The sequence below is a fragment of the Kushneria aurantia DSM 21353 genome (assembly GCF_000382245.1).
In the GTDB taxonomy this organism is placed as follows: domain Bacteria; phylum Pseudomonadota; class Gammaproteobacteria; order Pseudomonadales; family Halomonadaceae; genus Kushneria; species Kushneria aurantia.
This window is the reverse complement of sequence record NZ_KB907875.1, coordinates 11,770-23,260: the sequence shown is the minus strand read 5'-3', so window position 1 is coordinate 23,260 and position 11,491 is coordinate 11,770. Positions and strand designations below refer to the sequence as shown.

The window sequence follows — 11,491 nt, the reverse complement described above, 5'->3', positions numbered from 1 at the left end:
CTAAATTTTTTCTTTTTTAATGATTAAAAATTTCTGTTTTAACTGTAAAGAATTATTCGCTTTAATTCAGTTTTTTTATACCTTTTACTGGCGTCAGCTCGCTCAAAGGAGATAGATTTCATGAAACTCAAGGCTCTTGGTATCGCGGCAGCGCTCTGCTTTTCCTGTTTCGCGGCATCTGCTGCGCTGGCGGATTATCCCGAAAAAAGGATTAATCTGATCGTCGGTTTTGCCGCCGGGGGTGGCACTGATGTCATGGCACGTACCACGGCGCCCTTCATCGAAAAATACCTGGGCGATGACGCCACCGTAGTGGTCAGAAACATGCCCGGCGCCAGTGGACAGATTGGCGTAACCGCAGTGGCCGAGGCCGCTCCTGACGGCTACACCATCGGCACCTACAACCTGCCCGGCATGATGGCGCGCACCCAGGACCGCGATGCCGATTACAGCGCCGACAGTTTTACGTATCTGGCCAATATCGTGAATGACCCCAACGTCATCGTTACACCACGCAGCAGCGATATCGACACCATGGATAAGCTGGTCGCAGCCGCAAAGCAGCGGGACGGCGGCGTCACCGTGGCAATGTCGAGTCTTGGTGGCGACGATCATTTCTTTCTGCAGCGCGTTTCCGAAGTCACCGATGCGGAGTACACCATTGTTCCCTTTTCAGGTTCGGCGCCGGCACGCAGCGCGCTGATGGGTGGCCATGTCACCATGGGTATCATCAACCTTTCTGAAGTGGTCAACTTCCGTGACGAACTGAATGTGCTGGGCATTGCCACTCGCGAGCGCGCCGATATGGCGGACGATATTCCCACCTTCGTCGAGCAGGGATACGACCTCGTCAGTGGTGCGCTGCGCGGCTTTGTGGCGCCCGCCGATCTGCCAGATGACGTGCGCGACAGCCTGCTTTCGGCCTTTGAGCAGACTTTTGAGGATTCCGAATTTCAGCAGGCGATGCGCCGTTCGGGCAATCCCACCGAACTCGCTCTTGGAGACGATTTCCGTCAGCTCAACGCTGAACAACTCGAGCTCGCCGAGCGGGTGTGGGCAAACGACCCCTGGAAGTAAAATGCCTCCCCTGTGTCCGCCTGCCGGCCACGGCGCAGGCGGGCCGGGGCCGGAAGTATCCCTACCTCGACCCCTGGCTCGGCGCAAGTCGGCCTGATGCCTCTCGACAGGAATCGACATGTCCAACACTTCCCATAGCGAGACAAACTCGCGTGTTCGTCCTGACGACCAGAGCGGCGGCGAACTTTCGAACGACGGTCGGAATGGCGGTATCCATCCCGATATTATTGCTGGTGTCGTGATCGTCATCGCCTCGGCGTTACTGCTAACCCGAACCAGCAGCATGCCGGCAATGAGTGCACTATTGCCTGTCACCATGCTGGTTCTGCTGCTGGTTCTGGGCACTGTGCTGATGGCACGCGTTTTCCTGCGCCGGCACAGCGCGTTGGGTCCTGTGCCCAAATATCAAATGTTTACCAATCTCCGGCGTTTTCTGGGCGTCGTTGTCTCGATCGTGGCCTACATTGCCGGCGTGGCGCTGGTCGGTTTCTATACCACCACGGCAATCATGATTCCGATCGTCGCATGGTGCTTCGGTTATCGAAGCCTCAAGGGACTACTGCTCGCCGATGTCATCTTTGTTGGCGGTATCGCGATGATCTTCGTGTTTCTCATGGGGCAGGAACTGCCCGCTGAATTCTTCATACGCTGAGGGAGAAACGTTATGTATGGCAATCTGCTTGATGCACTCCCAGCAGTGCTCTCCTTTGGCAACCTCGCAGCAGTAGTCATCGGCGTGTTGTCCGGCATCTGCATCGGCGCGCTGCCGGGACTGAGCGCTACCATGGCAATCTCGGTGCTGATTCCCTTTACATTTGGCATGGACCCGCTGGTGGCGCTGGGTATGATGGCGGGCATCTACAACGGTGCCATGTACGGCGGCTCGATTCCCGCCGTGCTGCTGCGCATTCCCGGCACCCCGGCAGCGGTGGCTACCAGTTTTGATGGTTACCCGATGGCGCAGCAGGGGCGGGGCGGCTATGCCCTGCAAGTGGCAGTAGTCTCCTCGGCCATCGGCGGTATCGTGTCGGCACTGGTGTTGATGCTACTGGCGCCACCGCTGGCACAGGTGACACTGCTGTTCGGCCCGGCGGAGATTTTCTGGGTTGCCGTATTCGGCATGTCGGCAATCGTTTTCCTGCTTGGCGGCGATGTTATCAAGGGTTTGATCAGCGCTACCTTCGGGGTTTTCGTATCGATTATCGGTATCGATAGCATCACCGGCTACGACCGCTACACCTTCGGCCATCTGGAGCTGCTCGACGGCATCAATATCGTGGTACTGTTGGTAGGGCTCTACGCGCTGCCGCCGGCCATCGCACTGCTGGAAGAAGTGCAGGACTTCGACACCAGCAACACCGGCCGACTCAATACCGTCAGCATCTGGAAGGCTATTCCCGGCATGCTGAAGTACTGGAAAACCTGGCTGCGCTCCTCGGTAATCGGTGTTTTCGTCGGCATCCTGCCGGGCGCCGGCGGGTCAATGGCCGCCTTTCTCAGCTACAACGAAGCGCGCCGCGCTTCCAGCAATCCCGATGAGTGGGGCAAGGGTGAACCTGAAGGGGTAGCGGCTTCCGAAACCTCCAATAATGCCGATACCGCCTCGGCGCTGATTCCGGCGTTGACGCTGGGCATTCCGGGTACCGCGGTGGCGGCGGTAATGCTGGGTGGCCTGCTGATTCACGGCCTGCAGCCGGGGCCGATGCTGTTTCGTGACAATCCGCAGATCGTTTTCGGCTTCATGTGGCAGTTCCTTTTTGCTGCCATTTTGCTGATCGCGCTGGGCGGGGCGCTGGCGACCAACACCTTCGCCAGAGTGCTGCGCCTGCCACGGCCGCTGCTGGGAGCGCTGATTATCGCGCTGGTATTCATTGGTGTCTATTCGATCAATAACCGCATGTTTGATGTTTATCTAATGCTCGGTTTTGGCGCCATCGGTTACTTCATGGACAAGCTTAAGTTCCCATTGCCGCCAGTGGTTCTCGGTCTGATACTCGGTGGTTTCGCCGAGCAGAATCTGCGCCTGGCACTGCGCATCGGCGGCGGTGACTGGTCGATTCTGGCAACCAGTGTTACGGCGAAGATCATCATTGCGCTGACGCTTTTCGTGGTGGTCTATCCACTGATATCGCGCTGGCTGCGTTCGCGTAAAAGTACCCCCGCCTGATAAAGGATAAAAAAAGCGGTGACATTCATAATGCCACCGCTTTTGGGTTGTGTTTAAAGAAAACGTCACGCTATTCAAAGCACAATAATGCGTTTTGCTTTACCTGAAAACGCCGAATTCGCCTGCCATTTCTGCCAACTGATTGTGCATGGCGATCAAGAGCTCGGATTTTGCCGAGCTGGTGCGCTGGACCGTACCGATCTGGCGATAAATCTGAGGATTTCCGAACGGCATTTTCAGCATGTCGCGGCCATTTTCGCGTACCGCGATATCCGGCACGATGCCGACGCCCAGACCTGCCGATACACATTCTACGATTGCCGGGACGGTATCGATCTCGGCGATGTCATGGGTTCTGATATCCTGCCGTGCCAGTTCGTTATCGATCAAAATAGCCAGCGGAACGTTGCTGGCAAAACGTACCAGCGGCATGGTTTCCAGAAGATTTCTGACCGACATGACGGGCGTATCCGGCGGCGCAATTACTACCAACGGCTCGCGCAGGAAGGGCGACCAGAGCAGATCACGTGAAACGCCGGCATGTTCAGCGACGATGGCCATATCGAGACGGCCGGCGTTGACATCATTTAAAAGCGTCGTCGACATACCCACGCGAAGATTAACGTGCAGCTCCGGGTAGGTTTGCCGCAACGCCACGATAGCGCGTGGTAAAAGACCGATTGTGCTAGTACGTACAGAGCCGACAGCAAGCGTACTGGAAACGCTATTGCCTTTTAATTGATTGCGCGTTTCCTCCACCGTTTTAAGAATATTTTTGGCCATCTCCAGCAGTTGAAGGCCATGTAGATTCAGGCTGGGCGGGCGCGTTTCGCGATTAAAAAGGGGAGTGTCCAGCTCCTGCTCAAGCGCATGGATCTGCTGGCTTACTGCCGACGGCGTCAGATTGACTTCTGAAGCCGCCTTGGCAAAGGTTCCCTGCTCTGAAATGGCAATCAGAGTGCGCAGTTGTCGAGTGTCCATATCGCCCACCGCCTGGTTAAGAATTTCTTCACTGGACAGATAATATTATTCGCTTTAGTACAAAAAATCTATCTGTATTCTGTCTCTAAAGAGAGCGCGATAGACATCCTTTAAGAGGGATATCGCATTTGACAAAAGTCGATATTGAAGAAGGGAGACAAAAGAGTTGATCATGCCAAATACCATCCTGGTAACAGGCCCTCATCTCGCCAGTGAGGCACGTAGCATTGCTGAAAAAGCGGGCTACTGTATCGTGCATATGCCTGCTTACCCCTCTGAACAGACTCTGGTCAATTACATCGAGCGACATGATCCGGTCGGTGTGGTGTCAAGAATGGGTAATTTCGGCGCCGGAGCGATCAAAGCTGCCAGATCATTGAAGGTAATCTCCAAGCACGGAGCCGGGGTCGACAATATCGATGTGGTAGCTGCTACCGCCAACAATATCCAGGTCATTCGTGCCGCCGGCGGTAATGCCGTTTCGGTGGCAGAGCATACCCTTGCCATGATCATGGCAAGGGTCAAACAGTTGGCACCGCTCGACAAGGGCATGCGCCAGGGGCGCTGGGAGAAGGCCGGTTTCGTCGGTCGCGAGCTTGCCGGCATGCGGCTGGGTCTGATCGGCGCCGGTGCCATTGCCGGCGTAGTGGTCAGACTGGCGCACGGGCTGGGTTTTAAAATCGCCGTTTACGACCCCTACGCCTCGGCGCAGGCCATCGAAGCGCTGGGCGTTGAGCGTATAGATGAGCTGGAAACACTGCTTGAGTGTTCGGATGTCGTCAGCCTTCACTGTCCACTGACCGATGCCAGCCGGCATCTGCTTAACGCCGAAACCCTGCGCCTGATGCCATCCGGCAGCTATGTGGTCAACACCTCGCGCGGTGGACTGATCGATGAGCAGGCCCTGTTGGAGGCGCTGGACAGCGGCCATATTGCCGGTGCCGGCCTCGACACCTTCGAGCAGGAGCCTCCCGCCGAGGTGAGCCCGCTGATGCGTTCCGACCGCGTGATTCTCAGCCCGCACGTAGCCGGTGTCACTGCCGAAGCCGGCACTCGAGTCGGCATTCTTGCGGTGGAGGGTATAGTCGATCTGCTCGCCGGCAGAACGTTGGCCGCGAACCGTTTGATCAACGACGTCTCGCTTCAAGCGCAGCAGAGCGCCTGAACGCCGGACGACGTCAAAAGCGCCGATTTGCAAGTCTTGAATGGGAGGGTATTGAAATGACGATCGGAAACAGAGTACTGAGCCGCCAGCGCTGCGTGGATGCAGAAACCGTTGCCGCTTTTGCGGCGCTGCCGGTGGCCGTTATCAGCGACAGCATGTCGCGAGTTTTCGCCGGTGGCGCCAACCTGCGGCCAATGCATCGTGACGGCGTGCTGGCCGGCCCGGCGCTCACCGTGCGCAGCCGCCCCGGTGACAACCTGATGCTGCACAAGGCTATCGATATGGCTGAGCCGGGCGACGTGATTGTCTGCGACGCCGGTGGCGATATCACCAATGCCCTGATGGGCGAGCTGATGCTGGCTCATGCGGTCAAACGCGGTGTCGCGGGTTTCGTGCTTTACGGCGCGATTCGCGACATCGACGGCTTTCTTGAAGTTAACCTGCCGACCTATGCCGCCGGCGTGACGCACCGCGGCCCTTATAAGCACGGCCCGGGAGAGATCAACACGCCAATCAACCTCGGCGGCATGGTGGTCGAGCCCGGTGATCTGGTAGTCGGCGACAGTGACGGTGTTCTCACTGTACCCTTCGACGGCCTTCGGGAAATACTCGAAGCGGCTCGTGCCAAGCAGGCCGCAGAAGAGAAACAGATGGCCGCGATCAAGGAGGGCAGGGTGGACCGCTCGTGGGTAGATCGTGCGCTCGAGGCATCGGGGTGTACGTTTCAGTAAGCCGGGCGGGCCTCGGCGCTCTCATGAAATCCAGCTTGTTTTGGTGTGCGCTTCGTGGCTTGACTTTACATTGCGGCTGGCGAATTGGTGGAGCATGCCGAAATCGCTTTGAAAACGGTGATAGCGATCTACTTTGCCGATCCGCACAACTTATGGCAGCGGAGGCTCCAGGCGAATGACCGCGCCAGACACTGGGCTGGCGCAAGTAGCTTGAAGTTTACGCTAAAGCGCTCAAGAAATTCGTCGCCATCTCACCAGGGCTCCAGACGCCACCCCTGTCCGGTGGCGCTGAGCCTGTCCGTCAGTTCAAGGTTGTCGAGAAAGGCGTCGTCGTGAGAGACCACCACCAGTGCGCCGCGATAGCCGCGCAGCATGGTTTCCAGCGCTTCCAGCGACGCCAGATCGAGATGGTTGCCGGGCTCGTCCAGCAGAAGCAGCGGTGCCGGCGGCTGTGCATAGAGCACGCAGGCGAGCGCTGCTTTCAGCCGCTCGCCGCCGCTGAGCAGGCCACCGGGTCTGGTAATCCGGTCGGCGTCGAGGTCGAGCTGTGCCAGCCGCATCCGCAGTTCACCGGCGGCCGCTTCAGGGCTGACTTCCCGTAGCTGATCCAGAACCGAACGGGTGGCATCCAGCTGGCGCAGGGACTGGTCGAGATAGGCGCTATGCGCAGGTAGTCGGCACTGGCCGGAAGCAGGTTGAAGTTCGCCGGCCAGTACCCTCAGCAGAGTGGATTTACCACAGCCGTTGGGGCCGACCACGCCCAGCCGCTGTTGGCCTGCCAGGCGCAGGTCGAGACTATTCTCGGCATCCTCGGGGAAAGGTAATGTGACGGCCTCCAGTGACACTATGACGCTTCGAGCTGGCGGCGACATCCCGCTGTCATGTACCCGGATGCCGGCTTCGCTTTTGATCTGTTGGCGTGCCTGATCGACATCGTCAGCCGCCTTCTGGCGAGCCTCCTGTTGTCGCTGCTGCAGTCTGCCCGCCGTAGCGCCGCTTCTCTCTTTCTGGCCATCCAGCAGGATTTTGGCCTGGTTGGCATGCTTTCCCTGCCGCTGGCCGCGTGCCTGCCGCCGCTGCTGACGTTCGCGCTGCTGCTGAAGAGATTTTTCCGTCTTTGCGCGTTCTCGTTTGGCGTTTTCGGGGCGCTTAAGGGCGTTATGTCGCTCCTGCTGGCGGCATGCCGCATAGAAGCCATGATGGCCGCCGTAACGCTGCAGGCCGCTTGAAGAGAGTTCCACGATGTTTGTCATGCTGTCCAGCAGCCGGCGGTCATGGCTGACCACGACCAGTCCATACGGCCAGCGGCCGAGCCACTCGATCAGCGCCTGGCGGCTCTCCCTGTCCAGATGATTGGTGGGTTCATCCAGAATCAGGAAATCGGCGCGGGAAAGCTCGGCGCCAATCAGGGCGGCACGCATTGCCTCGCCGCCACTGAGCGCTGCGATGGGCCGATCGGGATCGAGGTGGCCCAGCCCGTGACGTTCCAGAGCGTGTTGCAGGCGCTGACGAAGGTCCCAGTTATCGCCTGCGAGATCGAAATCATGCGATGCAGTGCTGCCTGCTTCGATGCGGGTCAGGGCGTCAAGTGTGGTGTCCACGCCGATCAGCCGGGCCAGGCTGCCATGGGCAGGGCGGGCGACCTGTTGAGCGAGATAGTGTACTTCGCCTGAGCGTCGGCAGTGACCGGAGGTCGGAGCGATCTGCCCGGCCATGATGCGCGCCAGTACGGTCTTTCCCATACCGTTGCGGCCCACCAGCCCGGTTGCCCGAGTATCGAAGTGTTCACCGAGTTCACGAAAGAGTGTCCTGCCATCCGGTAGCACGCAGGCGATCTCTTCGAGGGTAATGAAGGGGTTCGTCATGGAAAACTCCATTAATGCCAGTAGCTCCCCCGGCTGGGGGCAGGTGGAGACTGGCCGTCAGAACGACGGCGGCATCAATGGCGCATTGGACGAATACCTCATGACGGGAAATATGTTCTGAGTCTATAGCGAAGCGTCAGGGCCAGGCAAGTTGTCGGCGGCGGCGCGTCATAACGTCGCATCTTGCCACGTTCATTTTTGCTGAAAATATGAGGTAAGATTTTAAAAATCTTCCTTTTACAGCTAATCATGCGAGCGTGAATATTTAACGGGCGATGTAAATAGCGACATCTTTCAGGGTCAATTTTTCGCTATAGAGGCCGATAAGCATCGAGTTTGAAATCAATTGAAAGGTCCATGGATGGCGGTGTCCTTCGGCCCGGCATTCACCTTCATTCGTGGACCTGTCTCGCCTGGAGGCCGGGGCGATACGCCGCCTGGGCAGCGTATCGTCCCGGCCGGCAGCGGGCATCCGGTTTATTTTTCAGGCTGATGTGGGAGAGACTTGCATGAATCCATCGACGCTGATCGGCATCGTCGCCAGTGTATTGCTGCTGGTGACTGTCGTCTTCCTGACAGCGGAATCCGCCGAGCTTTTTATCAATTTACCGGGGCTGGCGATCGTGCTGACCGGTACCCTGGCGGCCACCTTTATCAGCTATCCCCTGAAAGAGGTAGTGCGTGTGGTACGCCTTGTGGGTGTGGTGTTCCGGCGTGAAAATACCTATGTACAGGATGACATCAACGAACTGGTCAAGATGTCACGGCTCTGGTTTCAGAGTGATATTCATGCGGTCGAGGAGGAGCTTCAGTATACCCAGAACCCCTTTCTTCGCTCCGGTATTCAGATGTTGATCGCCAACGTCAAGACAGACGAAATCTTTGCCGTATTGCGTTGGCGCATCGCCCGGCTCAAGGCGCGCGAGCATGCCGAAGCGCAGATTTTTCGCACCATGGCAAATTACTCTCCGGCCTTCGGCATGATCGGTACCCTGGTGGGGCTGGTCAACATGATGGCGGTCATGGAGGCCAGCGACCTGTCGTCCATCGGGCCGCAGATGGCAGTGGCACTGCTGACGACCTTCTACGGTATTCTGCTGGCCAACCTGCTCTTCAAGCCGGTTGCCGTGAAACTCGAACGTCGCACCGAAGAGCGCCTGATTACCATGAATATGGTGCTGGAAGGTATCTCCCTGATCACCAAAAGGCGTCAGCCCTCCTTTATCGAGGACACCCTCAACACCTTCGTGGCCAGCTACCGTGACGAGATTCGCGATCCCAATGTGAAGCAGCGTCCGGTAGAGGAGTGACATCATGCTCGATCACGAAACAGAGCGGGTGCTGGAGCCTTCCACCGATGCAGGCGAGGCCGAAGAGGGCTGGCTGACCAGCTATCTCGATATGCTGACGCTGCTGATCACTTTCTTTGTGCTGCTGCTGACCCTGATTCCGCAGGGCAGCGGCGAAGCCGATGACAACAGGCGCGTCGGGCTGGCCAGCGACGCCTCGTCGCTGGCCCAGCGCGCCAGCGGCCTTCAACCTGCCCATCAGGGGCTGCATCCCCGCTTCAGCGGATTGAAGATGCAGGGCGTCAGCGTACTGACGGGGCGCGAAGGCATCACGCTGCGTATCGACAATAGCCTGCTGTTCGGCAGCGGTGAGGCCAGCCTGACGACGCGGGGGCAGGAAGTGATCGCCAGTCTGACCGATCAGCTGGCGAGTTTTGACGGTCAGATTTCGGTAGAAGGGCATACCGATAACGTCCCCATCGATACGCTCCGTTTCCCCTCCAACTGGGCGCTTTCGTCAGCCCGTGCGATTGCCGTTGTGCGCTACCTGCAGAGCATGGGGATCGCCCCCTCCCGCATGCGTGCGGTGGGCTATGCCGACACCCGGCCGGTGGAAAGTAATGACACCCCCGAGGGTCGCGCTGCCAACCGGCGCGTCGAGATACTGCTCAGGCAGCAGGTGGCGGAGTGAGCAACTGGCTAATGTGAGGGAATGTGCGCCGTGGAAATAGCTGCTGCTGTTATTGGTAGTCGTTGAGAGGGCAGAACAAACGCCAGGGCCGCCCACCTTGCCTGGACTGCTCCCTTGTTGACGGGGCCGTCAAGATGAGTGAGACTAGTTTCACGACTCAACCCTGTACGCAGCGATTCAGTTCGCTGGCAGTCGGGGTGAAGAAACCGGCCACCGTGCCGGTTTCTTCGTTTCCAGGGGGCTTATCTCTTGCAGATCTTGCGGACTGCCTTCTTCATCGACGGGTACAACGTGTTCTATGGGCTACTGGCAGGCACGTCGTACAAGTGGCTCGATCTCCCGTCCTTGCTTGGTGCCATCATTCACGAGCACGATCCCCGCGGCCAAGTGGCAGAGATCCACTACTTCACCTCTCCCGTGCAATCTGCTTTAGCCACACGCGGCCTGCAGTCCAAGCAAGCCCAGGATATCTATGTCCGGGCACTCAAGGCCCGTGTGGTGTAAAGGTCCACTGGGGCCGCCATCGCCTGGACCACCGGAAGGCTCCGCGCTTTGTCTCCAGGAAAGTGCCGGCCTCTCGACAAAACCAGGTCGATATCTGGAACCTCGAAGAAAAGGAGACGGACGTCCGGATCGCCATCGCGATGTACCGCCTCGCGGCGAAGCAGTGCTGGGGAGACGCTCCAGAAGATCGGATCCAGCAGATCGTCCTGGTGTCGGGGGATACGGACCAGGCGCCGGCCCTGGAGGCGATCCGGGCAGACTTCCCACACCTACGCGTCGGTATCATCGTGCCTCACCGTAAGGGGGGCGAGCGGACCCTGCCAGGCTCTCTGCGGAACAACGCCGACTGGATGCGTCGCCGCATCTCCAGCGAAGAGCTCGAAGCGCACCAGTTCCCTGAGCGCGTGCACACGCGCAAGAAACCAGCCGACAAGCCTGATTACTGGTAGAGTTGACTCCATGTCCGCTGGCATGGGAGGGGAGCGCAATGCAGACACCACCAGACGACTACGCCCCACCTGAGCACATCGCAGTCCTGATCCCGCCTTATTCACGAGGGCGGGATAAAAACGAAGATGACGAGTGGTTTTCTCCTGTAGAATCAATCTGTTCCAGCCAGAACAAGATTCAGGAGGACCACTCGCCATGGGTGAAAGCCTATCTCCCTGGACTCCGTCCTGCAACGGGTCCATCCGCGTTGAGCTCGACGGCCAACGCACCACCAGCGACAGCGGCGCCCTGCTGCTGCGTGAAGCCCTCGATAACAGCGGCGTGATCGAGGCGCTCGAGGACAACCTGGTCGACCCGCGCCACCCGCTGCGTATCCGCCACTCGCTGGCCGGTCAGCTGCGCCCCCTGGTATTGCAGCGAGCGATGGGATGGATCGACCTCGGCGATACCGACACCCTGCGTCGTGACCCGCTCTGGCAGCTGGCCTGCAGCGATGCGCGCGGGACGACGCCATTGGCACAGGATCGACCGTCTCGGGCCACGCTGTCGCGGTTACTGACGTGCCCGGGCC

General features: G+C 58.8%; 13 protein-coding genes. 11 read left to right on the top strand and 2 right to left on the bottom strand.

What is annotated here, in order from left to right; all coding sequences use genetic code 11:
- The first annotated feature begins 120 nt into the window (after nucleotides 1–120).
- From H146_RS0110930 to H146_RS0110920, 3 genes are all read left to right on the top strand, one after another.
- Entirely contained in the window at nucleotides 121–1,077 is a 957-nt protein-coding gene (locus H146_RS0110930) for a Bug family tripartite tricarboxylate transporter substrate binding protein (protein WP_019951912.1), read from the top strand.
- 118 nt (nucleotides 1,078–1,195) lie between these two features.
- Nucleotides 1,196–1,729, top strand: coding sequence for a tripartite tricarboxylate transporter TctB family protein (locus tag H146_RS0110925; RefSeq protein WP_019951911.1), 534 nt, complete (start codon nucleotides 1,196–1,198; stop codon nucleotides 1,727–1,729).
- 12 nt (nucleotides 1,730–1,741) lie between these two features.
- Nucleotides 1,742–3,244 carry a tripartite tricarboxylate transporter permease gene (locus H146_RS0110920; RefSeq protein WP_019951910.1) on the top strand — a complete coding sequence of 501 codons (1,503 nt, stop codon included), beginning with the start codon at nucleotides 1,742–1,744 and terminating at the stop codon, nucleotides 3,242–3,244.
- Nucleotides 3,245–3,343: 99 nt separating this feature from the next.
- Here the strand turns inward: H146_RS0110920 and H146_RS0110915 are convergent, their stop codons facing one another.
- Complete coding sequence (locus H146_RS0110915; RefSeq protein ID WP_019951909.1) at nucleotides 3,344–4,225, bottom strand: LysR family transcriptional regulator; 882 nt, start codon at nucleotides 4,223–4,225, stop codon at nucleotides 3,344–3,346.
- Between the two features lie 172 nt (nucleotides 4,226–4,397).
- Here H146_RS0110915 and H146_RS0110910 point away from each other — a divergent pair, with 172 nt between their 5' ends.
- Together H146_RS0110910 and H146_RS0110905 are read left to right on the top strand one after the other, a co-directional pair.
- Nucleotides 4,398–5,390 (top strand): hydroxyacid dehydrogenase, encoded by a 993-nt coding sequence (locus tag H146_RS0110910; RefSeq protein WP_019951908.1) that lies wholly within the window; start codon nucleotides 4,398–4,400, stop codon nucleotides 5,388–5,390.
- 56 nt (nucleotides 5,391–5,446) lie between these two features.
- The gene (locus tag H146_RS0110905) at nucleotides 5,447–6,121 is read left to right on the top strand and encodes an RraA family protein (RefSeq protein WP_019951907.1); all 675 of its coding nucleotides are present in this window, start codon (nucleotides 5,447–5,449) and stop codon (nucleotides 6,119–6,121) included.
- 251 nt (nucleotides 6,122–6,372) lie between these two features.
- On the opposite strand, the gene H146_RS0110900 is transcribed toward H146_RS0110905, so the two are convergent.
- Entirely contained in the window at nucleotides 6,373–7,986 is a 1,614-nt protein-coding gene (locus tag H146_RS0110900; RefSeq protein ID WP_019951906.1) for an ABC-F family ATP-binding cassette domain-containing protein, read from the bottom strand.
- Between H146_RS0110900 and H146_RS22325 the strand changes: the two genes are divergently transcribed.
- The 6 genes from H146_RS22325 to H146_RS20250 all read left to right on the top strand — a co-directional run.
- Nucleotides 7,985–8,107 (top strand): hypothetical protein, encoded by a 123-nt coding sequence (locus H146_RS22325; protein ID WP_019951905.1) that lies wholly within the window; start codon nucleotides 7,985–7,987, stop codon nucleotides 8,105–8,107. The genes H146_RS0110900 and H146_RS22325 overlap by 2 nt on opposite strands.
- A 388-nt stretch (nucleotides 8,108–8,495) precedes the next feature.
- Nucleotides 8,496–9,296 (top strand): motility protein A, encoded by an 801-nt coding sequence (locus tag H146_RS0110890; protein WP_019951904.1) that lies wholly within the window; start codon nucleotides 8,496–8,498, stop codon nucleotides 9,294–9,296.
- A 4-nt stretch (nucleotides 9,297–9,300) separates the two neighbouring features.
- Nucleotides 9,301–9,966 carry an OmpA/MotB family protein gene (locus tag H146_RS0110885; RefSeq protein WP_019951903.1) on the top strand — a complete coding sequence of 222 codons (666 nt, stop codon included), beginning with the start codon at nucleotides 9,301–9,303 and terminating at the stop codon, nucleotides 9,964–9,966.
- A 249-nt stretch (nucleotides 9,967–10,215) separates the two neighbouring features.
- Nucleotides 10,216–10,470: an NYN domain-containing protein gene (locus tag H146_RS21880; RefSeq protein WP_211213319.1), complete on the top strand. Its 255-nt coding sequence runs from the start codon at nucleotides 10,216–10,218 to the stop codon at nucleotides 10,468–10,470.
- Between the two features lie 62 nt (nucleotides 10,471–10,532).
- Nucleotides 10,533–10,919, top strand: coding sequence for an NYN domain-containing protein (locus H146_RS21875; protein ID WP_211213318.1), 387 nt, complete (start codon nucleotides 10,533–10,535; stop codon nucleotides 10,917–10,919).
- 157 nt (nucleotides 10,920–11,076) lie between these two features.
- Nucleotides 11,077–11,491: transposase (locus tag H146_RS20250; RefSeq protein ID WP_211213322.1), on the top strand; the 415-nt coding region annotated here is incomplete at its 3' end.